The organism is Streptomyces sp. DH37 (assembly GCF_029813835.1).
Lineage (GTDB): Bacteria > Actinomycetota > Actinomycetes > Streptomycetales > Streptomycetaceae > Streptomyces.
In genome coordinates this window covers 23,193-45,697 of sequence record NZ_JARVKV010000058.1, presented here as the reverse complement: position 1 = coordinate 45,697, position 22,505 = coordinate 23,193, and the positions used below count along the sequence as shown (strand labels likewise).

Sequence of the window (22,505 nt, the reverse complement as noted above, 5' to 3'; positions counted from 1 at the left end):
TCCGGTACCCGTCCGCCGCCGTTCCGCGCGGGACGGCGGCGGACGGGTACCGGACGCCCGAGGCCCGGGGCTGCGGGGAACCCCCGGACGGGCCGGGAGCGCGCCGGATGGCCGGGCGGCGGGGGAGTTCCTACGGTCGGGTCCCATGACGACGACCACACGGCACGGAGCCCGCCGCCGGGCATCGGCGGCCCTGCTCGCCGCACTCCTCGCGGCGCTCGTCCCCGCACCGGCCGGAGCGGCGCCCGGCCACCGGCCCGGCCCCCTCCAGCGGGGCGCCGACGCGTTGCGCGACGCCGGGGTCACCGGGGTGTCCGTACGGCTGGACTCCCCCGGCGGCGTCCGCACCGCCCGCAGCGGGACCGGCGATCCCCGCACCGGGCGGCCCGTGCCCGCGAACGGGTACCTGAGGATCGGCAGCACCACCAAGGCGTTCACCGCCACCGTGGTGCTCCAGCTCGCCGGGGAGGGGAGGCTGTCGCTCGACGACACGGTGGAGCGGTGGCTGCCGGGTGTGGTCCGGGGACGGGGCGGCGACGGCCGCCGGATCACCCTGCGCCGGCTCCTCCAGCACACCAGCGGCATCCCGGACTACGCCGCGACCGAGGAGATCGTCCCCGATCCCAGTGCCGCCGGGTACCGCGAGCACCGCCGGACCACCCGCACCTCCCGGGAGCGCGTCGCCGTCGCCATGGCGTACCCGCCGGTGCCCGGGCCCGGCGGGGCCGTGCGGTACTCCAACACCAACTACGTCCTGGCGGGCATGGTGATCGAGGCGGTCACCGGCCGCTCCTGGGAGGAGGAGGTGCGGGACAGGATCCTGCGCCCGCTGCGGCTCACGCGCACCTCCGCCCCCGGCGACGATCCGCTGCTGCCGCGCCCCCACGCCCGCAACCACCAGCAGTTCGAGCCGGGCGGCCCGATGACCGACACCACCGCCGCCTACCTGCCCTTCGACGGGGACGCCGACGGGGGGATGATCAGCACGGCCGGGGACGTCAACAGGTTCCTCACCGCGCTGCTGCGCGGGGAGCTGCTGGCCCCCGCCCAGCTCGCCGAGATGCGGCGCACCGTCCCCGTGCCCGACGACCACGGCAGCCCTCCGGGCACCCGCTACGGCCTCGGTCTGAGCTGGACGCCCCTGTCCTGCGGCGGCGGGTACTGGGGGCACGCCGGCACCGGTTTCGGCTACGTCGTGCAGCCCGCCGCCACCGCCGGCGGACGGGCGGCCGTCACCGTCTCCGCGCACAGCCGCCCGGGGGACCACGGCACCGCCGTGCGGCAGTTGCGGGGCGTCACCGATCTGGTCGACCGCGCCCTGTGCGGCGGCCGCCCGCCGGCCGCCCGCGCACCGGTCACCCCCTTCCCCCGGCCGTACGGCGTGGGATACCCCTGGAGGCGAGCGGCCGGTCGGCGGGCGCACTGCGGAGAGGAGCCGGGACATGAGCGGGGAACGGTTAGCGGACGGCTGGTGGGTGGACGACCGGTGCACGAACTGCGACGTGGCGCGGCAGCTCGCGCCGGGTCTGATCGGTGAGGTGGGCGGGCGGTCGGCCGTCCTGCGCGAGCCGCGCGACCGGGGCGAGGCCGAGCGGCTCCACGCCGCCGCGCACGCCTGCCACACCCGGTCCCTCCACCCCCCGGACGACCGGCTGGAGGAGGTGCCCGACCCCTTCCCGATGGCGCTGGACGGCCCGGACGGCGCCGTGTACCTGTGCGGGCACAACTCCCGGCAGACGGCCGGCGCCAACTCCTACCTGCTGCGCCGCCCCGGCGGCACCGTGATGATGGTGGACACCCCGCGCTGGAGCCCGTCGCTGGCCGCGCGGTACGAGAAGCTGGGCCCCGTCACCGACGTGCTGCTCACCCACCGCGACCACGCCGCGCACGGCCGCCAGTACGCCGACGGCTTCGGTGCGCGGCTGTGGATCCACGAGGGCGACCTCGACGCCGCCCCGGACGCCGACCGCGTGCTGCGCGGCACGGAACCGGTGGAGATCGCCGACGGCGTGGTCGCCCACCCCCTGCCCGGGCACACCGAGGGCAGCGTGCTGTACCTGGCGGACGACCGCCACTGCTTCACCGGCGACAGCTTCCACTGGTCGCGCACCACGGGCGACGTCGAGGTGTTCGACACCGTCACCTGGCACTCCGTCGAGGAGCTGGCCGCCTCCCTGGAGCGCACGGCGGGCCGGCTGCGCTTCGAGTGGCTGCTGCCCGGCCACGGCGACCGGCGGCGCCTGCCCCCCGGCGAGATGACCGCGCGGCTGCGGCGGCTGGCGGTCCGCACGCGGGAGCTGAGGCAGCGCCCGGTGGACTTCAGGGCGATCCGCTGGTGAGGTCCCGGCGCGCGTACGGCACCGGCGGCCGGTGGCGTACGCGCGCCGGGGCGCGTACGGCGCACGCGGCGCTCACGCCGCGGCCGGCTCCCCGTCGCCGCCCAGCGCGCACCGGATGAGGGTGTCGGCGGCGGCGCGGGCGTGTTCCGCCGTGCCGGGGTCCCCCGATATGGCGGCCGTGGTCTGGGCGCCCTCGGCGAGGAGGACGAGCTGGGGGGCGAGGTGGTCGGGCCCGCCCGCGGCGCGGACCAGTTCGGCCACGTGGCGCCGGAAGGACTCCTTCTGCTCGCGCACGGCCTCGGCGACCCGGTCGCTGCCGCCCCCCAGCTCGCCGAACACGTTGATGAAGGCGCAGCCGCGGAAGTCGTCCTCGCGGAACCAGCCGGCCAGGAAGTCGAAGACGGCCAGCAGCCTCTCGCGCGGCGTCCCGGCGCCGTCGACGGCACCGGCGATGCCGGTGTTCCACCGCTCCGTCCGGTGCCGCAGCACGGCGATGATCAGATCCTCCTTGGAGGGGAACAGCGCGTAGATGCGCTTCAGCGAGACGCCGGACTCGCCCCGGACGGCGTCCATGCCGACGGCCTGCACCCCCCGCGCGTAGAACAGCCGGTCGGCGGCGGACACCACCCGTTCGCGCGCTGTCTCCTCATCGATCACGAGAACTCCCCTTGCACAGAGAACCAACGTTCTCTACTGTAGTCGACACAGCCGGAGAACGACCGTTCTCCGCAGCGGAGAGGAGTGCTCCCATGGGCTACGTCAAGGTCGGCACCGAGAACACCACCGACATCGAGCTGTACTACGAGGACCAGGGATCGGGTCAGCCCGTCGTCCTCATCCACGGCTACCCGCTGGACGGCCACAGCTGGGAGCTCCAGACCCGGGAGCTGCTCGCGGCCGGATACCGGGTCATCACCTACGACCGCCGCGGCTTCGGGCAGTCGAGCAAGGTCGGCACGGGCTACGACTACGACACCTTCGCCGCCGACCTGAACACGCTCCTGGAGACCCTGGACCTGCGCGACGTCATCCTGGTCGGGTTCTCCATGGGCACCGGCGAACTGGCCCGCTACGTGAAGGCGTACGGCCACGAGCGGGTCGCCAAGCTGGCCTTCCTGGCCTCGCTGGAACCGTTCCTGGTGCAGACCGACGACAACCCCGGCGGAGTGCCGCGCTCGGTGTTCGAGGGCATCGAGGAGGCGGCCCGGTCCGACCGCTACGCCTGGTACACCCAGTTCTTCAAGGACTTCTACAACCTGGACGAGAACCTCGGCACCCGGATCAGCCAGGAGGTCGTCACCGCCAACTGGAACACCGCCACCTCCTCCGCGCCCGTCGCCGCGTACGCGGTGGTGCCCGCCTGGATCGAGGACTTCCGCGAGGACGTGGCCGCCGTCCGCGCCGCCGGCAAGCCCTCGCTGATCCTGCACGGCACCGGCGACAACATCCTGCCGGTCGACTCCACCGGACGCCCCTTCCACCAGGCGTTCCCGGAGGCGGAGTACGTCGAGGTGGAGGGCGCGCCGCACGGCCTGCTGTGGACGCACGCCGCCGAGGTCAACGAGGCCCTGCTGGCCTTCGTCGGCAGGTGACACCGGGTGGCCCGGGGGCCGGGTCTGCCGCCGCGTGGCGGACCCGGCCTCCGGGTTTCGGTGCGGGACGTCGGCGCGGGGCGTCGGCGCAGGGCACGGGCGGAGAGGCGGTAGCGCAGGCCGTCCCCGTCGGGCACGGTGAGGACGTGGAGCCCGCCGTCCTCCAGGACCCGCAGCGCGTCCCGGTGCGCGATCCTCTCCAGGGGGCGGTGGCGCAGGACGGCGGCGGGGTCGGGAGCACCGGGACCGCCGTGCCTGCCGGGCCTGCCGGGCTCGTACGGGCGGACCGTGCCGGGAGCGGCCCAGGGCGCGTCCGGGGGCGGGTCGATGCGGTCGGCCAGGCGCGGGGCCCGGGCGCGTGTCCAGCGCTCCGACGCCGGGGCGATCCGGCTCCGCGAGAGCGAGCGGCCCGGGCAGACCATCACCACCACGCCCACTGCGCTGCGGGCTCTGATACTCAGCGCCAAGGCCGGCGAGTTCGACCACTTCGTCGACTGAGCACCGAAACGGGCTGACGCGGGACTCACCCGCGTCGGCCCCGCCGCTCCCAGCGGCGCCCGTACCGCGCCGTCAGGAATCGAAGCGGCTCCGGGCCGCCTCGATGTGGCCGAGGTAGCGGTGGGTCCAGTCGCACATCACGTCGACCGCCCTGCGCAGGTCCCGGCCCGGCTCGGTGAGGGTGTACTCGACCCGCGGCGGCACGGTGGGGTGCACCGTCCGCTCGACCATGCCGTTGCGCTCCAGCATGCGCAGGTTCTGGGTGAGCATCTTGTGGCTGACGCCCTCGACCTCGTCCCGCAGCTCGCTGAACCGCAGGGTGCGTTCACCGAGGGCTTCGACGATCAGCAGCGCCCACTTGTTGGCGATGTCCGAGAAGATCTCCCGCGCCAGGGAGTCCGCGCGCCGCAGGTCCGCTTCCTCGGGCGAGTCCCCGAACTGCTTGGTCACCATGAGGTTCCCCAGTCACTTAAAAGTGCGTTCTTCCAGGTCAGCGCAGACTCTCCTACGGTTTCCGGGTAACCGCAAGAGACCACGGGCGCCCACGGGCGCCCGTGCAAGAGAACGGGACGGACATGGCCATCACTCTGGTCAACCCCGACGGACTGCCCGCCATCGACGTCTACCGGCAGGTGTCGGTCGCGTCGGGCTCGAAGCTGGTCTTCGTCGCCGGGCAGGTCGCCTGGGACGCCGAGGGCAACACGGTCGGCGCGGGCGATCTCGCCGCCCAGGTCGAGCAGTGCTACCTCAACGTCGCCGCCGCCCTGGCCGGGGTCGGCGCCTCCTTCGACGACGTGGCCAAGCTGAACGTCCACGTCGTCGACTGGACCCCCGACAAGATGCCCCTGCTCCTGGAGGGGATCTCCCGGGCCGCCGCGAAGCTGGGGGCCACCCCGGTCCCGCCCGCCACGCTGCTGGGCGTGGCGGCGCTGGACATCCCCGAGCATCTGGTCGAGGTCGAGGCCACCGCCGTCCTGGACTGAGCGCCCGCCCCGGCCGGGGCCGGACGGCCGTGTCGGACCCGACCGGTACTTCTGGACGGGCACGGCCGGGCACGGCATCGTCGGCACCAGCGGGGGACCCAGGACAGTGATCATCGAATCCGGCGGCGACCTGCTGAACGACGACGCTCAGGCCCTGGTCAACCCGGTCAACACGGTCGGAGTCCTGGGCAAGGGTCCGGCCCTGCAGTTCAAGCGCGCCTTCCCCGAGGTGTTCGACGCCTACGCGAAGGCGTGCGCGGCGGGGGAGGTAAGGCCGGGCAGGGTGTTCCCGGTCGCCCTGGGCGACGGCCGGTGGGTGCTGAACTTCCCCACCAAGCGGCACTGGCGAGGGAAGTCACGGCTCCAGGACATCGAGACCGGCCTCGACGACCTCGTACGCCTGGCCGGGGAACTGGAGTTGACGAGCATCGCCGTCCCCCCGCCGGGCTGCGGTCACGGAGGGCTCCCCCGGGCGCAGGTGTGTTCGCTGATCACCGAGAAGCCGGGCGGCCTCCCCGCCGAGGTGAGGCTGTACGTCCCGCGGAGCACCGCAGAGGGTGCGACCGCATGAAAGCCCTCACGAACGAGGACTGTCCCGCGACCTCGGCGACCTCGGCGCCCCGCCGAAAAGCTCCGGTCACAGCCGCCGGGCATGCGGGACACGCGGAGGCCGGCACCGCCTCAGTGCTGGATCAGGCCGCCGACCGGGACGGGGGCGACGTGGCCGGTCGGCGGAAGGTCCCGCGCCAGCGCGAGGCCGACGTCGACCAGCGATGACCGGTGCAGGCCGGTGACGTCGGAGACCGGAGTCCAGACCGACTCGACGATGTCGCCGTCCGGCTCGGGCCGGAGCCGGCCGCCGGTGATGCGGACCCGGTAGAAGACACCGACGTTCTGGTGCGCGCCTCCCGCATGCGCGGAGGCAGCGGCGATCACCCGTGAGTCCACTCCCAGCAGGCGGTCCACCACCGCCGAGCAGCCGGTCTCCTCGGCGACCTCCCGGATCACCGCGTCGAACGGGTCCTCCCCGTGCTCGACCCCGCCGCCCGGAAGAGTCCAGTTGCTCCCGCCGTCCGGCAGTAGGTGACGGGCGAGCAGCACCCGTCCGTCCTCGATGCACACGGCGTACGCCGCCAGCCGGAAACTCATTCCCGCACCTCCCGCCGGACCTCGTCCGGCATCCGGGGTCCGCGCCTCGCCGGGCGAGGCGGAACCGGAAGAACGTGAACGCCGCCAGGCGGCACCGTGCCGCGCCGTGCCGCGCCGTGGGCGCGTCACGGGACGGGCGGCAGCGCGAGCCACTCCTGCCAGGTGATGTCGCGGCCCAGGTGACGGGGCTGCCGGAAGGGCCAGTCGGCGGCGATCCACCGCGGCACCAGCGCGTCGAGCGCGCGCTCCGCCTCGCCGCCGACGAGGTCGTCCACCACCCACCAGGAGACGTCCGCGTCGGAGCCGGTGCGCTCGGGCGGGTCGATGTAGACGCAGCCGAGGAGCGCCGTCTCCCCCTCGTCCAGCAGCGCGTAGTTGAACGACTGGTGCGCGGCGATCTCCTTCTCGTGCCGCAGCAGGTCGACGCGGTCCTCCTCGTAGGTCATCGTCTCGGCGGGCCAGCCCCAGGCCGGGCCGAAGATCTCCCACAGGCGTTCCCGGGAGCCCATCACGGCGGGGTAGTCGATCGGGGCGTCCGCCTCGCGGATCGGCCGCAGGTGGAGCGCGGTGCCGGGCACGGGCACGTGGACGGGGTGGACGAAGTCGTCGGGGAGCCAGCTCATGAGGGCCGAGGCTACAGCCGGCCGGCGCCGGACGGCCCGGTATTTTCCGCACGCCGACACCGGTCTTCCGCCCTCATGCCGCTTTGAGGCTTCTCAGGCAATGGCCCAGGTACAGCAGGGTGACTGGTCCGAGAAGTCTCACAGGGAACTTCAATGAAACAATCGAATCCAGGCAACGGGAAGAGGGAGGCTCCGCAATGAAGTTCCGTCTCGAGGTCGATCTGGACGACACGGCGTCCGCCGAGGACTCCGCCCGCGAGCTGGGCCGGATCCTGCGGTACTGGGGCGGGAACCTCCACCACTACGCCCTGGAACCCGGCGACGGCTCGGCCGTCCACGACTCCGGCCACCGCGAGGTCGGCCGGTGGAGCATCGTCTCCGCCGACGGGTCCTGACCCTCCGTCCGCCGACCGGGTCCTGACGCCCCGCCGGCCCGCCCGGCGGGGTGGTCGCCCCTGACGCGGCGCGCGTGCGCCGTCCACCGCGGCATCGCCGCCGCCTTCCCGCTCGCCCCGTGCGCGCTCCACCCCCTCGCGCCCCCGCCGTCCCCGCCGTGCTCGACACCGGCGCGACGCCGCACGCCGCTGCGTGGCTCGCCGCGCCCGCGTACGCCCCTGCTCACGGGCGTGTTCGCCGCGGTGGCCGGCCACGGCTCGGCCGCACCCGCGAAGGCGCGGGGCCCGGCCCACCGCACCGGATCCGTTTCCATGCGCGGCGAGCCTGTAAATCACACCTTCAGGTGATGTGGCGGCCCTCCGGGCCCCGTCCGCCCCCCGCCGCGGCCACGCTGAGGCGGACCCCACACCCCGCGAGCCCCGGAGCGTCCCCATGACCGGCACCGACCTGCCCGAGCCCGGCTCCCTCCTGCGCCGCACCCTCGGCGAGCGGCGCATCGCCCTGGTCGCCTGGCGGCTGCTGGTGCTCCAGACCGCGCACCCGGTCGTCGCCGCCGGGATGGCCGAGCACTCCACCTACCGGGCGCACCCCTGGCGCCGCGTGCAGCACACCATGGACAGCGGCAAGCGCCTGTTCTTCTCCGGCCCCGACAGCCTGCGCCGGGAGGTCGCCCGGCTGGAGCGCACCCACCGCCGCATCCGGGGCGCCGACCGGCGGGGCGGGGCGTACACGGCCGAGGACCCCGAGGTGCGCGCCTGGGTGCTGGTCACCCTCTACGAGTCGATGACGGCGATGCGGGAGCTGTCCGGCGATCCGCTCACCCCCGGGCAGCTCGACGAGCTGTACCGGGACTTCCTCGCCGTCTGCGCCGAGTTCGGGCTGCCCGGCCACGTCCTGCCGCCGACCGCCGCCGACGTGCCCGCGTACGTCGACCGCATGGTCCGCGAGCGTCTGGAGTACGGCGACGAGGTGAGGTACCTGCTGTTCGGCATCCTCCGCGAGGCGCCCTGCCCGAGCCGGCTGCGGCGTCTGCGGCCCCTGTGGCCGCTGCTGCGTCCGGTGATCGCGCGCACCCTGGCGGCGCTGACCATCGCCGATCTGCCGCCCGTCTTCCGGGAGCGGTTCGGGCTGCCGCGCCCCCGCGCGGCGGCACTGCTGTCGCGCGTCCTGCACCACGGCGCGCGGCACCTGCTGACCCGGCTGCCGGACCGCCTGCGCTACCGCGTGCCGCCCACCGGAGCCGTACCGCGCCCCCGGGTGCCGCGTCCCCCGCAGCACGACCCGCGCCCGCCCCGGCTGGACGCCTTCTTCCGGCAGGTCATGGACCAGACCGGGGACGGGTACGTCGGCGCCGCCGACCTGCGGGCCATGGCCCACAACGCCTGCTGGCAACTGGAGCTCACCGCCGAGCGGGAGGACGAGGTCTACGCCGCCTTCGACGCCTGGTGGCGGCACATCGGCGCCACCATGGACACCGACGGGGACGGCCGGGTCAGCCGGGCGGAGTTCGTGGCCGCCACCCTCGCGGGCTGCGACCGCGATCCGCGCTATCTGGAGGACGGCCTCCACATCGCCGTGCGCGCCCTCTTCCGCGCGGGGGACACCGACGGGAGCGGGGAGATCGGCCCCGACGAGTACCGCGCGCTCTTCGGCGGCTCCCGGGTGCACCCGGCCGAGCTGAACGACGGCTTCCGGCAGCTCGACGCGGACGGCGACGGGCGGATCACCGAGGAGGAGTTCGTGCGCGGCTTCACGGAGTTCTTCACCGCCCGCACCTCGACCGTCGCGGGCGGCAGGCTCCTCGGCCGGCCGTGAACGGCGGCGGGCGGCCGGGCGCCCGGGACGCGTGAGGGGCCGGGCCCGTCGCACCGGCGCGGGCGGCCCGTCCGTCCGATTCCGCTCGACGCGCCGCGGGCCCGTGCGGCAGGCTCCCGTCATGGCAGCCCACGTATGGCCCCTGTACGGCCTCCGCATCACGACGCCGCGCCTCGAACTGCGCCTTCCGGACCTGGAGACCCTGGCCGGGCTGGCCGGCGTCGCCGCGGCCGGCGTCCACGACGCGGCGCGCATGCCGTTCACCGTGCCGTGGACCGACGCGAGCCCCCGGGAGCGGGGGCGGGCGACGTTCCGGCACGTGCTGGGGACGGTGGCGGACTGGAGCCCGCGGGCGTGGACGCTGAGCCTGGCGGTGCTGCACGGCGCGGAGGTCGTCGGACGGCAGGACCTGACGGCGTCCGACTTCGCCGTGACCCGCGAGGCGGAGACCGGTTCGTGGCTGGGACTGGCCCACCACGGGCGGGGGATCGGCACGGAGATGCGGGCGGCGGTGCTGCACCTGGCCTTCGAGGGGCTCGGCGCGCGCTGGGTGACGTCCGCCGCGATGACGGACAACCCGGCCTCGTTCGGGGTGTCGCGCAAGCTCGGCTACCGGCCGGACGGCGTGGCCGTGGCGGCCGTGCGCGGCGAGGCCCGCACCCTGCGGCGGCTGCGCCTGGACCGGGAGGGCTGGGAGGCGCACCGCACGGTCCCGGTCGAGGTCGAGGGGCTGGAACCGTGCCGGGAACTCTTCGGGGTGTGAGGGGGCGGGACGGCAGGACGGCGGGCGGGACGGCGAGGGCGCCGGGAAACCCTTTGCGCACCGGGGCCCCGACCGCCGACGATCCCCTCATGTACGACACGGGGGAGCGGGCATGAGCGCGCGGCTGCGCGGCATCGCGAAGCAGACCGAGGAGATCGTCCGGCGGGGCCGGTACACGGCGCCGGGCGGCCGGGAGGTGTCCATCGCCGGGGCCGTCGCCGCCGCGGTGGAGGGGACCGGACTGTTCGGGCCCGGTCCGGTGCCGGTGCCGGAGCCCGCGGAGCGGTTCCCCACCGTCGTCGAGGTGACGGGGGAGAGCAGCCTGGAGGCCGCCCGCCGCCTGGTCGCCGACGGCGGTCCCGGCGACCCAGTCGCCGTCCTGAACTTCGCCTCCGCCCGCAATCCGGGCGGCGGCTACCTCAACGGGGCCCAGGCGCAGGAGGAGGCGCTGTGCCGCGCCTCCGCGCTGTACGCCTGCCTGCTGCGCGCCCCCGGGTACTACGAGCACCACCGGGCCGAGCGCAGCGCCTTCTACAGCGACCGCGTCATCCACTCGCCCGGCGTGCCGGTGTTCCGCGACGACCGCGGGGCGCTGCTCGCCGAGCCGTTCGAGGCCGGCTTCCTCACCTCGCCCGCGCCCAACGCCGGCGTCATCGCGCGGCGCACCCCCGAGGAGGCCCACCGCGTCCCCGGCGCGCTGCTCGTACGCGCCGAGCGGGTGCTGGAGGTGGCCGCGGCGCACGGCTACCGGCGGCTCGTCCTGGGGGCGTGGGGCTGCGGGGTGTTCCGCAACGACCCGGCGGTCGTCGCGGGCGCGTTCCGCACCCACCTGACGGACGGCGGCCGGTTCGCCGGGCGCTTCGCGCACGTCGTCTTCGCCGTCCTCGACCGCCGTCCCGACTCCCCGGTGCGAGCCGCCTTCCAGCGGGTCTTCCAGCCGGCCTTCCAACCGGCCTCCCGGCAGGCCCTCCACCGCGCCCCCGCCGGACCCGGGCGCCCCTGAGCGACCGCGGGGGCGGGCCGCCGGGCCGCCGCGGCACTGCTGCTGACGGCCTGTGGGGACGGCGGGACCGGGACCCCCTCCGCCGACGAGGCCGTCACCGCCGGGAACGAGACCCCGGCGCCGGACGAGGGCGCGGGCGGAGAGGTCCCGCAGGACGAGGCCGTGGGGCTCACCGAAACCGTCGGGTACGAGAGCGGCGTGGAGGTGCGCCTGGCCAGCTTCGTCCGGACCGTGTCGAGCGACGTCGCCTCGCCGTCGGACACCCCGTACCTCGGGTTCACGGTGGTCGTCGTCAACGGGAGCCGGGGACGATGAACCTGGGCGAGATGACCATCGGCTGCGTGTACGGGGAGTCCGGGTGCGAGGGCGAGCAGATCTTCGACGAGGGCCTCGACCTCCCGACGACGCACCCGCGGCCGGGGCGGTCGGCCGGTGTGGCGGCCGGGTGCGAGCTGCCGGAGGGGGAGACGTACGCGCAGATCGAGGTGGCGCCCGACTTCGAGTCGGACACGGCCGTCTTCGCCGGCCACGTCGAGTAGCCCGCCCGGACCCGTGCCGCTCGCCCGCTCGCCCGCTCGGGTGGGCGGCACGGAGGCGCACCGGAGAACAGAGCCGTTTCGATACTTTTGCGTTTCGCTCGCCCGGACCCTACACTCCATGTGTACGAAACCGTTTCGTTCGTAGTGGAGCGCCACGATGACCGACCAGTCGACCTCCGCTCCGGCCGCCCGCCGCACCCGGCTGACCCCGGAGCGGGAGCTGGAGCTGTTCACGGCCGTGGTCGACCTGGTGCGCGAGCAGGGCTACGAGGCGCTGACGATGGACGCGGTCGCCGCGCGCACCAAGTCCAGCAAGGCGACCCTCTACCGCCAGTGGGAGAGCAAGCCGAAGCTGGTCGCCACCGCCCTGCGCCACCTGGGCAAGAGCCACCCCGAGGACATCGACACCGGCTCCCTGGCCGGGGACCTGCGGCAGATGGTGAGCGACTTCATCTCCCACGCCTCCGAGGACACCGCCCTGCTGAACGGCCTGGCGCACGCCGTCTCGAAGGACCCCGAGCTGTGGGAGGCGCTCCACGAGCTGCACATCAGGCCCGGCCTGGAGGCGCTCGACGCCGTGGTGCGCAGAGCGGCCGACCGCGGGGAGCTGGATCCGGACAACCCGGCGATCGAGTTCGTCCCCCACCTGGTCATCGGAGCGCTGAGCACCCGCAAGCTGATCGAGAACCGGGACTCGGACGCCGAGTACATGGAGCGCTACCTGCGGGCGGTCGTCTTCCCCGCGCTCGGCGTCTCCTGACCGGACCGGCCCCCGGAACCCCCGGGACCTCCCCCTTCCCTCCCCCGATCCCCTTTCCTCCGACTCAGGAGTCCTTGTCTCATGGCCACGTTCCTGTACCGGCTCGGCCGCTTCGCCTTCCGGCGGCGCGGGCTGGTCGCCCTGCTGTGGGTGGTGGTGCTGGCGGTCACGGGCGGCTTCGCCGCCTCCGCCTCGTCGGCCGCCTCCAGCAACATCACCATCCCCGGCACCGAGGCGCAGAAGGCGTTCGAGCTGCTGGAGGAACGTTTCCCCGGCAGCAGTCCCGACGGCGCCACCGCACGCGTCGTCTTCAGGGCGCCCGACGGCGAGAAGATAACCGACCCGGAGAACAAGGCCGCCGTCGGCGAGGTCGTCGCGGAGCTGGCGAAGGGCGAGCAGGTCCAGCAGGCCGTCGACCCCTTCCGGGCCCAGGCCGTCAGCCCCGACCAGACCATCGCCTACTCCCAGGTCAGCTACGAGGTGTCCGGCTTCGAGCTGACCGACGCGTCCCGCGACGCGCTGAAGGACGCCGCCGAGAACGGCCGGGAGGCCGGGCTGACGGTGGAGACCGGCGGTGACGCGATGGCGGCGGTCCCGCACACCGGCGCCGCCGAGGTGATCGGCGTGGCCATCGCCGCGATCGTGCTGCTGATCACCTTCGGCTCCCTGGTCGCCGCCGGGCTGCCGCTGATCACCGCCCTGGTCGGCGTCGGCGTCACCGTCGCGGTCATCACCGCCGTGACCGTCCCCCTCGACCTCAACACCACCACCCCGATCCTGGCCACGATGATCGGCCTGGCCGTCGGCATCGACTACGCGCTGTTCATCGTCTCCCGCTACCGCGCCGAACTCGCCGAGGGCCGCGAGCCGCTGGAGGCGGTCGGCCGTGCCACGGGCACCGCGGGCTCGGCGGTGGTCTTCGCCGGTCTGACCGTGGTCATCGCCCTGGTCGGCCTGTCGGTGGTCGACATCCCGATCCTGACCAAGATGGGCCTGGCCGCCGGCGGCGCGGTCGTCCTGGCCGTACTGGTCGCCCTGACCCTGATACCCGCGCTGCTGGGCTTCGCCGGGAAGAGGGTCCTGCCGCGCAGGCACCGCAGGAACGGCGAGAACGGCGAAGACGGCGAGAACCGGGACGGGACGGGGAAGGCCGCCGCCAGGGGCGGCGCGGGCGTCCGCTGGGCCCGCTTCGTCCTGCGCCGCCCGGTCGCGGTGCTGCTCGTGAGCGTCGTCGGACTCGGCCTGATGGCCGTGCCCGCCAAGGACCTCCAGCTCAACCTGCCCGACGACGGCTCCCAGCCCACCAGCACCACCCAGCGCCGGGCCTACGACCTGATCGCCGAGGGCTTCGGCCCCGGCACCAACGGCCCGCTGATCGTGACCGTCGACGCGCGGAACAGCGACGACCCCCGGGCCGCCGCCCAGCGCACCGCCCAGCGGCTCCAGGGCCTGGACGACGTCGCCGCCGTCACCCCCGCCACGTTCAACAAGGCCGGGGACACCGCGATGATCACCGTCATCCCGAAGTCCGCGCCGAGCAGCGCCGCCACCGAGGAACTGGTGGAGGACATCCGCGGTCAGGCCGACGGCATCGCCGACGCCACGGGCGCGACCGTCCTGGTCACCGGGCAGACCGCCATGGCCATCGACGTCTCGCAGAAGATGAGCGACGCCCTGGTGCCCTACCTGGTCCTCGTGGTCGGCCTGGCCTTCCTGCTGCTGACGGTCGTCTTCCGCTCGATCCTGGTCCCGCTCAAGGCCGCGCTCGGCTTCCTGCTCTCGGTGGTCGCCGCGCTCGGCGCCGTGGTGGCGGTCTTCCAGTGGGGCTGGCTGGCCGACGTCTTCGGCGTGGAGCAGACCGGCCCGGTCATGAGCCTGATGCCGATCCTCATGGTCGGCCTGGTCTTCGGCCTGGCCATGGACTACGAGGTCTTCCTCGTCACGCGGATGCGCGAGGCCCACGTCCACGGCGAGCCCCCGCACGAGTCGGTCGTCACCGGCTTCGAGCTGGGCGGTCGCGTGGTGACCGCCGCCGCGCTGATCATGATCAGCGTCTTCGCCGGGTTCATCGGCTCCTCCGAGTCGATGATCAAGATGATCGGCTTCGGCCTGGCCGTCGCCGTCCTCTTCGACGCCTTCGTCGTCCGCATGGCCATCGTGCCGGCCGTCCTCGCCCTGCTGGGCAAGGCCGCCTGGTGGCTGCCGCGCTGGCTGGACAGGATCATGCCCAACGTGGACGTCGAGGGCGAGAAGCTGCAGCGCGAGCTGAACGGCTCCGGTACGGGGGCCGCCGGGCGCGAGCCCGTCGCCGCGCGCGACTGAGGCCGCCTCCCGTCACACCCGGGGCCGCCGGCGCGCGAGCGGACGGCACGGCGGCCCCGGCCGCGCCGCCCCGTGGGGACGGGGCGCGGCGCGGCACCGAGGGCCCGGCAGCGGCGCCTCCTTCCGGGAGGCCGCTGCGGGGCCCTCGTACGCATCCCGCCGGGCTCCGCGACCGGTGCCCGGCGGGATGCGTACGAGGGGCCGTCAGCGGGGGCTCGTCGCCAGGCGTTCGGCGAGGTCCAGCAGGTCCGGCAGCCGCAGCACGCGCCCGCCGGAGCCCGGCAGGGGGACGTGGAGGGCCGCGGTCCAGCGCGCCGGGACCGCGTCGAGGCCGTGGACGGCTCCGGCGAGGGCGCCGGTGACCGCGGCGACGGTGTCGGTGTCGCCGCCGAGGTCGACCGCGGCCCGTACCGCGTCCTCGTAGGAGGAGGTGGTGCGCAGGGCCCAGACCGCGGAGCCCAGGCAGGGCCAGACGGCGCCGTTGGCCTCGGTGGCGTCGCCGGGATGCCAGCCGGGGGCGAGGACGGCGGCGTACCGCTCGCGGTGGGCCGGGTGGACGACGGCCGGCACGTCCGGGAGCGCGGCGAGGGGGTCGCCGCCCTCCAGCGCCAGGCGCACCAGCTCGTGGAGGACGGCGGCGCCCTCCCCGGCGGCGGGGTCCCCGTGGGTGAGGGCGGAGACACGGCGGGCGGCCTCCACGGTGGCCTCGCGCCCGTGGGCGGCGAAGTACACGGCGGAGGTGGCGGCCCGCATCAGCGCGCCGTTCCCGGCGGCGTACCGGGTCGTCTCGGCGTGGGCCGCGGCGGCACGGTCCCAGGGCAGGCCACTGGTGAGGACGGTCTCGGTCTGGATCCCGATGTCCTTGGGTTCGGCGGCGGCCCAGCGCCGGAAGCGGGCGAAGACGTCCGCCGGATCCAGTCCGCCGCGCTCCAGCAGGGACTCGGCGACCAGGACGGCCATCTGCGTGTCGTCCGTGGCCTCGCCGGGTTCCCAGCCGCCGCCCCCGCACATCTCCCCGCCGGCGCCCGGTTCGGGGAAGCGGGCGGAGAAGGCCCCCGCGGGGCCGAACTCGAAGGGCGCGCCCAGCGCGTCCCCCACCGCCGAGCCGACGACCGCGCCGGCGGCGCGGCGCGCGCGGTCCGTGCCGTTCACACCGTTCACGCCGTTCATCACACCGTTCACGCCGTTCATGCTGTTCACACCGCTCACCCGGCCACGCTACCGGCCGGGGCGCCGGTGACGCGTCCGCCCCGGGAAGGCCGTGGGGGCCGCCCGGCCGGGCGGCCCCCACGTGTTCCTCGTCCGTCCCTCGTCCGTCCGCCGTCCGTGCCCCGCTACCGCTGCGCGCTGCGCTTGACGAGGTAGGCGGCGGTCAGGCAGGCGACCGCGATGGCGAGGAACACCAGGGCGATGGTCAGACCGCCGGGGAGGCTCGCGCCCTCGGCGAGGAGCGTGAGTTCGCCGCCCTGCGCGGTGTCGGCATACCAACTCATTGCGGTTTCCCTTCTGGAGAACTCACATCAGGGACTGCGGTGGCCGCGGGGCGCGGGCGCGCCCCGCGACCACCCTCGTCGATTCGTTTCCCATCCCGGGCGGCGGCGCATGCGGCGCACGCCGCCCGGGCCGGATCACCACGGGAACGGAGGAGTCAGAACGGCAGCCGCCCGCGGGCGCGGCGGCCCGCGGAACCGCTGCGGCCCACCGCGCGGGAGCTCTTGCTGAAGGGCTTGCTCAGCCAGCGCCCCAGGGGACCGGGGGCCTTGCCGCCCGCACGGGCGCCCAGCCCCAGGGAGCGCTGCGTGCCGCGCTCGGGGTGGCGGGACAGGCGCGGCACCATGAAGGCCAGGACGGCCAGGACCACGCACACGGCTATCACACCGGCGACCACCACGTTTACTCCTTATGTCGATCCATGTCCGGTCATCCCGGTTCGTGTCGTCTTCACTACGGGGTCGTGCGTTCCGTCCGTCTGCCCTGCGCGGCGCTTTCCATCCCTGGGAGCCGGATTACTGGGCATACGCGGTCCGACAGGATTTTCGATTCCGGCGGAAGTCGGGGGAGCTCGGGAGGAAGGGGCCATGGAGGTCGGAGACGGCGAGGCCGAGGACCGCAAACAGCGGTTGCGGCGGCGGCTGGAGCGACTGATCGGGATAGCCGCGACCGAGGGGAACGAACTGACGGCGCTGCGCAACGGCGACGAGATCTTCCCGGCGATGCTCGACAGCATCCGCGCCGCCGAGCACACCGTCGACATGATGACGTTCGTGTACTGGCGCGGTGAGATCGCCCGCGAGTTCGCCCGCGCCATGGCGGACCGCGCCCGCGCGGGAGTGCGCGTGCGGCTGCTGCTGGACGGCTTCGGCAGCCGGCTGATCGAGAGGGACCTGCTGGATCTGATGGACGAGGCCGGGGTGCAGGTGGCCTGGTTCCGCAAGCCGCTGTGGCTCTCCCCGCTGAAGCAGAACCACCGCTGCCACCGCAAGGTGCTGGTGGTGGACGAGCGGACCGCCTTCACCGGCGGGGTGGGGATAGCCGAGGAATGGTGCGGCGACGCCCGCGACGAGACCGAGTGGCGCGACACCCATGTGCGGGTGCGCGGCCCGGCCGTGGACGGCATCGCCGCCGCGTTCGCCCAGAACTGGGCGGAGTGCGCGGACGTGCTCTTCGACGAGCGGGACCGCTTCGTCGAGCACGGGTCGCAGGGCGGTTCGGTGGTGCAGGTGGTGCGCGGTTCGGCCAGCTTCGGCTGGCAGGACATGCAGACGCTGCTGCGGGTGGTGCTGGAGACGGCGCAGGAGCGCGTACGACTGGCCACCGCGTACTTCGCGCCCGACCCGTACTTCATCGAGCTGCTGTGCGCCACCGCGCGCCGTGGGGTGGAGGTGGAGATCCTGCTGCCCGGACCGCACACGGACCAGCGGGTGTGCCAGCTCGCCGGGCAGCACCACTACGAGGAGCTGCTGGCGTGCGGCGTGCGGATCTGGCACTACCAGCCGACGATGATGCACGCCAAGACCGTGACGGTCGACGGGATCGCGGCGCTGGTGGGGTCCACCAACCTCAACCGGCGCTCGATGGACCACGACGAGGAGGTCATGCTCGTCGTCCTGGACGAGGACTTCGCCGCGGAGCTGGACCGGGACTACGACGCGGACCTGAGGAGGAGCGTACGCATCGTGGGCGCCCGGTGGCGCAGACGGCCGGTCGCGCAGCGGGCGCGGGAGCTCGCCGTCCTGCCGATCCGCCGCTTCCTGTGAGACGCGCGGAGGCGCGCGGGACACGGGGCCCGGAGACGGCCGACGGGCCGGAACCGCCCCGCGGTTCCGGCCCGTCGGCGCGCACACCGCGCCCGCCCGGGGCGCCGGTCCTGCCCGGACCACCCGCCCCGTCCGGCCTCCTCCGGCCTACTCGCCGCTCTTGACCTGCTTCGTCTGCGGCGGCTTGCGCAGCGAGAGGTGCAGCTCCTTCAGCCGGGCCTCGTCGACCTCGCTCGGGGCGCCCATCAGCAGGTCCTGCGCGTTGCCGTTGAGCGGGAAGGCGATGGTCTCGCGGATGTTGGGCTCGTCGGCCAGCAGCATCACGATGCGGTCGATGCCCGGGGCGATGCCGCCGTGCGGCGGGGCGCCGAAGTGGAAGGCGCGCAGCATGCCGCCGAACTCGCGCTCGACCTCCTCGCGGCTGTAACCGGCGATCTCGAAGGCCTTGTACATGACCTCCGGCTCGTGGTTCCGGATCGCGCCGGAGGACAGCTCGACGCCGTTGCAGACGATGTCGTACTGCCAGGCCAGGATGTCCAGCGGGTCCTTGGTCTCCAGCGCCTCCAGACCGCCCTGCGGCATGGAGAACGGGTTGTGGGAGAACTCGATCCGGCCGGTCTCCTCGTCCCGCTCGAACATCGGGAAGTCGACGATCCAGCAGAAGCGGAAGACGTTCTCCTCGAAGTGGCCGGTACGCCGGGCGGCCTCGACGCGGACCGCGCCCATGATCTTGGAGACCTCGTCGAACTCGCCCGCGCCGAAGAAGACCGCCGTGCCGGGCTTGGCGTCCAGGCGGGACAGCAGCGCGGAGACGTCCTCCCCGGTGAGGAACTTGGCGATCGGGCCGGTGAGCTTGCCGTCGTCGCCCACGCGCACCCAGGCCAGGCCCTTGGCGCCCTGCAGGGCGGCGAACTCGCCCATCTGGTCGAAGAACTTGCGCGGCTGGTCGGCGGTGTCGGGCACGGCCAGGGCGCGCACGTGCCTGCCGGCGAACGCCTTGAAGTCCGAGCCGGCGAAGACGTCCGAGACGTCGACGAGTTCGAGCCGCACGCGCAGGTCCGGCTTGTCGCTGCCGTACTTGAGCATCGCCTCGCGGAAGGGGATCCGCGGGAAGGGCGAGGTGACGTGGCGTCCGCCGCCGTACTCCTCGAAGAGGTCGGTCATCACCTTCTCGATGACGCCGAAGACGTCCTCCTGCTCGACGAAGCTCATCTCCATGTCGAGCTGGTAGAACTCGCCCGGCGAACGGTCGGCGCGGGCGTCCTCGTCGCGGAAGCAGGGGGCGATCTGGAAGTAGCGGTCGAAGCCCGCGATCATCAGCAGCTGCTTGAACTGCTGGGGGGCCTGCGGCAGCGCGTAGAACTTCCCCGCGTGCAGCCGCGAGGGCACCAGGAAGTCGCGCGCGCCCTCGGGGGAGGTGGCGGACAGGATCGGGGTGGCCAGCTCGTTGAAGCCGAGCGCCGTCATCTTCTGGCGGATGGTGGAGATGACCGCCGAGCGCAGCATGATGTTGCGGTGCATGCGCTCCTTGCGCAGGTCGAGGAAGCGGTACTCCAGCCGCCGCTCCTCGTTGACGCCGTCCTCGGTGTTGATCGTGAACGGCAGCGGGTCGGCGCCGCCCAGCACCTCGACCTCGGCGACCTCGACCTCGATCTCGCCGGTGGGCAGCTCGGGGTTGACGTTCTCCTCGCCCCGGGCGACGACCCGGCCGTCGACGCGGACGACGGACTCCTTGGAGATCGAGCTCAGCGCCTCGTAGGGGGCGGTGTCCGGGCGGACGACGAGCTGGACGATCCCGTAGTGGTCGCGGAGATCGATGAAGAGGATGCCGCCCAGGTTCCGCCGATTGTGCAGCCAGCCGGAGAGGCGGACATCCGTGTCGATGTCCGCGGCACGGAGCTCGCCGCAGTTGTGGGACCGGTACCGATGCATCATTCGTCCAAGTCGTCAGGGTGTCGGGTGGTGTCGGGCCGCCTGTCGGCGCGTCCGCCGGACGTGTCCGTCGGCACGTCCGTCCGGGCGTGCCGTCCGGGCTTCCGCCGGGGTGTGCGCCGGGCCGTCCCCGGTAGCTCCCGGTCGCTCCCGACGAGCTCTCGGCGGGCTCTCGGGGAGGGGGCACACACGCCTCACAGACTACCGCCCGACCCGCTTCTGCTGGTTGCCCCCCGCAATATCCACATAAAGTAGAAAAGTGCACATCGAGGACATCCTGGCGGCCACCCGCGTCGGCCTGTGGCACTGGGACAACACCGCCGGCGTCGTCACGCTGGACGCCGGCGCCGCCCGGCTGCTGGGCCTGCCCCCCGAGGAGACGGTCCTCACCGAGGCCGACCTGCGCACCCGCTTCCACACCTTCGACTACGCCGAGCTGACCAACATCGTCGCGCTGGCCGTCACCGAGGGCACCGTGGCGGAGGCGATGCTGCGGGTGGTGGCTCCGGACGGCGGCGTCCTGCGGGTCATCCGCGTCCGGCTGGCCCCGGCCGACCACGTACCCCTCGCGGCGGAGGACCTGACCAGCTTCGTGCTGTACGGCCTGGCCGGCGAGACCCCATGGCCCGCGCGGCCGGCCACGTCGCCGCGGGAGCTCTCCGAGGTCCCCCCGGAGGAGGTCCCGGTGGAGGTCGCCCCCTCCGGGCCGCCCGGCGGGACCCCCGCGGTGCGGTCCCCCGCCGCGCAGGCGCCGGTCCCCGCCGAGTGGCGGCGCTCCCGCGAGGCGTTCCTGCTGGACGTGGGGCGGGCGCTGGCCGAGGCGCAGACCACGCGGGAGGTGCTGCGGGTGGTGGCGGAGATGTCGCTGCCCGGATTCGCGCCCGCCAGCCTCGTCGTCTACGGGGTGAAGGGGGACCGGCTGACGCCGATCGGCTACTACGGCCTCCACGACCCGGACGAGCGGCCCTCCGGCGAGATGACGCTGGACAGCGACTACCCCGGCAGCACGGTGGTCCGCACCGGCCGGGCCGTCTACCTGGCCTCCGCCGACGAGTACCGCCGCCGCTTCCCCGCCGTCTGGCCCCTCATCGAGCACTTCCGGCGCCGCTCCTGGGCGTATCTGCCGCTGATCGTGGGAGGGCGGACGATCGGCTCCTGGATGGTCGCCTTCCGGGAGCCGGTGGCCTTCACCCCGGACGAGCGGTACCTGCTGGTGACGGTGGCGCGGATGCTCGCGCAGGCGCTGTCGCGGGTGTACGTGCAGGAGTCCAAGCGGGAGCTGGCGGACAGCCTCCAGCGCACCATGCGGCCCGCCCGCCGGACGGCCGTCCCCGGGATGGCGGTGGTCAGCCGGTACCTGCCGGTCGGCGGCGGCCTCCAGGTCGGGGGCGACTGGTACGACGTGATACCGCTGCCGTCCGGCCGCACCGCGCTGGTCATCGGCGACGTGCAGGGGCACGACGTACGCGCCGCGGGCGTCATGACGCAGCTGCGGATCGCGCTGCGCGCCTACGCCTCGGAGGGCCACCGGCCCGACGCGGTGCTCTCCCGCGCCAACCGCTTCCTGGCCGGGATGGAGACCGAGGACCTGCCCGAGCCCGGCAGCGCCGGGCGGCCGGACCCCGTGGACGACCACCGCTTCGCCACCTGCCTGTACGTGGAGGCCGACCCGGCCGCGGGCACGCTCGACATCGCGCGCGCCGGCCACCCCGACCCGGTGGTCCGCCTGGCCGACGGCACGGTGCTGACCTGCTCGGTGGCGCCCGGACCGCCGCTGGGGATCGTCGAGGACGCGGACTACCCGATCACCCGTCTGCCGCTGGGCCGGGGCGAGACGCTGCTGATGTGCACCGACGGGCTCATCGAGGCGGGCGGCCTCGACTACGACGCCGGGTGGGAGCGGCTGCGCAAGACCCTGGGGGAGCAGAGCGGGGGCACGCTGGAGAGGCTGGCCGACGTGCTGATCCGCACGATGCACGGACCTCCGACCCGCCACATGACCGGCACCGGGCCCGGCATCGAACCGCAGGTGGGCGGGCGGGAGGACGACATCGCGCTGCTGCTGCTGAGCCGTGAGGACGGCGTGCCCGAGGAGCGCCCGCGCCCCCGGGTGCGCCGCTTCGTCATGTCGGTGCCCCAGCCCGAGCAGATCCGGATCGCCGACGCCCGCCACCAGCTGCGCGAGCTGATGTACGACTGGGCGGCCGAGGACCAGGTGGAGGGCGCCGTCCTGCTGCTGTCGGAGCTGCTGACCAACGCCCTGGTCCACACCGAGGGGGACGCCGCGGTCGTCGCCGAGCTGATCGGCGAGCCCGGCTCGCGGCTGCTGCGCGTGGAGGTCGCCGACCCCAGCGACCAGCTCCCCCACCGCCGCCACCCCGGCGAACTGGCCTCCCGCGGGCGCGGTCTGCTGCTGCTGGAGATGCTGGCGGGCGCGTGGGGGGTGGAGCCCCGGGGCGCGGGCAAGAGCATCTGGTTCGAGCTGCGCGAGGACGCGGCCCTCCCCGCGGGGGCCTGACCCCCGCGGGGAGCGC

At 74.1% G+C, this 22,505-nt stretch carries 24 protein-coding genes; 16 read left to right on the top strand and 8 right to left on the bottom strand.

Going from position 1 to position 22,505, the window contains the following annotated elements; all coding sequences use genetic code 11:
• Positions 1 to 145: 145 nt before the first annotated feature.
• Together QC029_RS23810 and QC029_RS23805 are read left to right on the top strand one after the other, a co-directional pair.
• Positions 146 to 1,537: a serine hydrolase gene (locus QC029_RS23810; protein WP_279557814.1), complete on the top strand. Its 1,392-nt coding sequence runs from the start codon at positions 146 to 148 to the stop codon at positions 1,535 to 1,537.
• Positions 1,443 to 2,339: an MBL fold metallo-hydrolase gene (locus QC029_RS23805; protein ID WP_279557813.1), complete on the top strand. Its 897-nt coding sequence runs from the start codon at positions 1,443 to 1,445 to the stop codon at positions 2,337 to 2,339. Before QC029_RS23810 ends, QC029_RS23805 begins: the two co-directional genes overlap by 95 nt.
• Before the next feature lie 72 nt (positions 2,340 to 2,411).
• On the opposite strand, the gene QC029_RS23800 is transcribed toward QC029_RS23805, so the two are convergent.
• The gene (locus QC029_RS23800; protein WP_279557812.1) at positions 2,412 to 2,996 is read right to left on the bottom strand and encodes a TetR/AcrR family transcriptional regulator; all 585 of its coding nucleotides are present in this window, start codon (positions 2,994 to 2,996) and stop codon (positions 2,412 to 2,414) included.
• 92 nt (positions 2,997 to 3,088) lie between these two features.
• Here QC029_RS23800 and QC029_RS23795 point away from each other — a divergent pair, with 92 nt between their 5' ends.
• Positions 3,089 to 3,931 (top strand): alpha/beta fold hydrolase, encoded by an 843-nt coding sequence (locus QC029_RS23795; protein WP_279557811.1) that lies wholly within the window; start codon positions 3,089 to 3,091, stop codon positions 3,929 to 3,931.
• 327 nt (positions 3,932 to 4,258) lie between these two features.
• Positions 4,259 to 4,429: a DUF397 domain-containing protein gene (locus QC029_RS23790; protein WP_279557810.1), complete on the top strand. Its 171-nt coding sequence runs from the start codon at positions 4,259 to 4,261 to the stop codon at positions 4,427 to 4,429.
• A 72-nt stretch (positions 4,430 to 4,501) separates the two neighbouring features.
• On the opposite strand, the gene QC029_RS23785 is transcribed toward QC029_RS23790, so the two are convergent.
• Positions 4,502 to 4,882: a helix-turn-helix domain-containing protein gene (locus QC029_RS23785; RefSeq protein ID WP_279557809.1), complete on the bottom strand. Its 381-nt coding sequence runs from the start codon at positions 4,880 to 4,882 to the stop codon at positions 4,502 to 4,504.
• A gap of 122 nt (positions 4,883 to 5,004) precedes the next feature.
• On the opposite strand from QC029_RS23785, the gene QC029_RS23780 reads away from it, so the two are divergent.
• Positions 5,005 to 5,412, top strand: a complete 408-nt coding sequence (locus QC029_RS23780) for a RidA family protein (protein WP_279557808.1) — start codon at positions 5,005 to 5,007, stop codon at positions 5,410 to 5,412.
• A gap of 106 nt (positions 5,413 to 5,518) precedes the next feature.
• Complete coding sequence (locus QC029_RS23775) at positions 5,519 to 5,983, top strand: macro domain-containing protein (RefSeq protein ID WP_279557807.1); 465 nt, start codon at positions 5,519 to 5,521, stop codon at positions 5,981 to 5,983.
• Positions 5,984 to 6,093: 110 nt separating this feature from the next.
• On the opposite strand, the gene QC029_RS23770 is transcribed toward QC029_RS23775, so the two are convergent.
• Positions 6,094 to 6,561: an NUDIX domain-containing protein gene (locus QC029_RS23770; protein WP_279557806.1), complete on the bottom strand. Its 468-nt coding sequence runs from the start codon at positions 6,559 to 6,561 to the stop codon at positions 6,094 to 6,096.
• Positions 6,562 to 6,686: 125 nt separating this feature from the next.
• A complete protein-coding gene (locus tag QC029_RS23765) occupies positions 6,687 to 7,184 on the bottom strand; it encodes an N-acetyltransferase (RefSeq protein ID WP_279557805.1) in 498 nt (165 codons plus the stop codon).
• 197 nt (positions 7,185 to 7,381) lie between these two features.
• Between QC029_RS23765 and QC029_RS23760 the strand changes: the two genes are divergently transcribed.
• The 8 genes from QC029_RS23760 to QC029_RS23725 all read left to right on the top strand — a co-directional run bounded on the left by QC029_RS23760 (position 7,382) and on the right by QC029_RS23725 (position 14,782).
• Positions 7,382 to 7,579: a hypothetical protein gene (locus tag QC029_RS23760; protein WP_279557804.1), complete on the top strand. Its 198-nt coding sequence runs from the start codon at positions 7,382 to 7,384 to the stop codon at positions 7,577 to 7,579.
• A 433-nt stretch (positions 7,580 to 8,012) separates the two neighbouring features.
• Complete coding sequence (locus QC029_RS23755) at positions 8,013 to 9,395, top strand: oxygenase MpaB family protein (RefSeq protein ID WP_279557803.1); 1,383 nt, start codon at positions 8,013 to 8,015, stop codon at positions 9,393 to 9,395.
• Between the two features lie 121 nt (positions 9,396 to 9,516).
• Positions 9,517 to 10,158, top strand: coding sequence for a GNAT family N-acetyltransferase (locus QC029_RS23750; protein WP_279557802.1), 642 nt, complete (start codon positions 9,517 to 9,519; stop codon positions 10,156 to 10,158).
• 112 nt (positions 10,159 to 10,270) lie between these two features.
• Complete coding sequence (locus QC029_RS23745; protein ID WP_279557801.1) at positions 10,271 to 11,161, top strand: TIGR02452 family protein; 891 nt, start codon at positions 10,271 to 10,273, stop codon at positions 11,159 to 11,161.
• 162 nt (positions 11,162 to 11,323) lie between these two features.
• On the top strand, positions 11,324 to 11,476 hold the full coding sequence (locus QC029_RS23740) for a hypothetical protein (protein WP_279557800.1): 153 nt from the start codon (positions 11,324 to 11,326) through the stop codon (positions 11,474 to 11,476).
• Positions 11,473 to 11,700 carry a hypothetical protein gene (locus QC029_RS23735; RefSeq protein ID WP_279557799.1) on the top strand — a complete coding sequence of 76 codons (228 nt, stop codon included), beginning with the start codon at positions 11,473 to 11,475 and terminating at the stop codon, positions 11,698 to 11,700. The genes QC029_RS23740 and QC029_RS23735 overlap by 4 nt, the downstream gene beginning before the upstream one ends.
• 157 nt (positions 11,701 to 11,857) lie before the next feature.
• Positions 11,858 to 12,460 carry a TetR/AcrR family transcriptional regulator gene (locus tag QC029_RS23730; protein ID WP_279557798.1) on the top strand — a complete coding sequence of 201 codons (603 nt, stop codon included), beginning with the start codon at positions 11,858 to 11,860 and terminating at the stop codon, positions 12,458 to 12,460.
• Positions 12,461 to 12,541: 81 nt separating this feature from the next.
• Positions 12,542 to 14,782: an MMPL family transporter gene (locus tag QC029_RS23725; protein WP_279557797.1), complete on the top strand. Its 2,241-nt coding sequence runs from the start codon at positions 12,542 to 12,544 to the stop codon at positions 14,780 to 14,782.
• Positions 14,783 to 14,986: 204 nt separating this feature from the next.
• Here QC029_RS23725 and QC029_RS23720 read toward each other — a convergent pair whose 3' ends face one another.
• From QC029_RS23720 to QC029_RS23710, 3 genes are all read right to left on the bottom strand, one after another.
• Entirely contained in the window at positions 14,987 to 15,952 is a 966-nt protein-coding gene (locus QC029_RS23720; protein ID WP_279557819.1) for an ADP-ribosylglycohydrolase family protein, read from the bottom strand.
• A gap of 164 nt (positions 15,953 to 16,116) precedes the next feature.
• Positions 16,117 to 16,275: a hypothetical protein gene (locus QC029_RS23715; protein ID WP_279557796.1), complete on the bottom strand. Its 159-nt coding sequence runs from the start codon at positions 16,273 to 16,275 to the stop codon at positions 16,117 to 16,119.
• Positions 16,276 to 16,430: 155 nt separating this feature from the next.
• Positions 16,431 to 16,673 (bottom strand): DUF6411 family protein, encoded by a 243-nt coding sequence (locus tag QC029_RS23710; RefSeq protein WP_279557795.1) that lies wholly within the window; start codon positions 16,671 to 16,673, stop codon positions 16,431 to 16,433.
• A gap of 187 nt (positions 16,674 to 16,860) precedes the next feature.
• On the opposite strand from QC029_RS23710, the gene QC029_RS23705 reads away from it, so the two are divergent.
• Positions 16,861 to 18,039, top strand: a complete 1,179-nt coding sequence (locus tag QC029_RS23705; RefSeq protein WP_279557794.1) for a phosphatidylserine/phosphatidylglycerophosphate/cardiolipin synthase family protein — start codon at positions 16,861 to 16,863, stop codon at positions 18,037 to 18,039.
• Positions 18,040 to 18,186: 147 nt separating this feature from the next.
• Here QC029_RS23705 and aspS read toward each other — a convergent pair whose 3' ends face one another.
• Positions 18,187 to 19,971, bottom strand: coding sequence for an aspartate--tRNA ligase (aspS, locus tag QC029_RS23700; protein ID WP_279557818.1), 1,785 nt, complete (start codon positions 19,969 to 19,971; stop codon positions 18,187 to 18,189).
• Positions 19,972 to 20,230: 259 nt separating this feature from the next.
• Between aspS and QC029_RS23695 the strand changes: the two genes are divergently transcribed.
• Positions 20,231 to 22,489, top strand: coding sequence for a SpoIIE family protein phosphatase (locus QC029_RS23695; RefSeq protein ID WP_279557793.1), 2,259 nt, complete (start codon positions 20,231 to 20,233; stop codon positions 22,487 to 22,489).
• Positions 22,490 to 22,505: the final 16 nt, after the last annotated feature.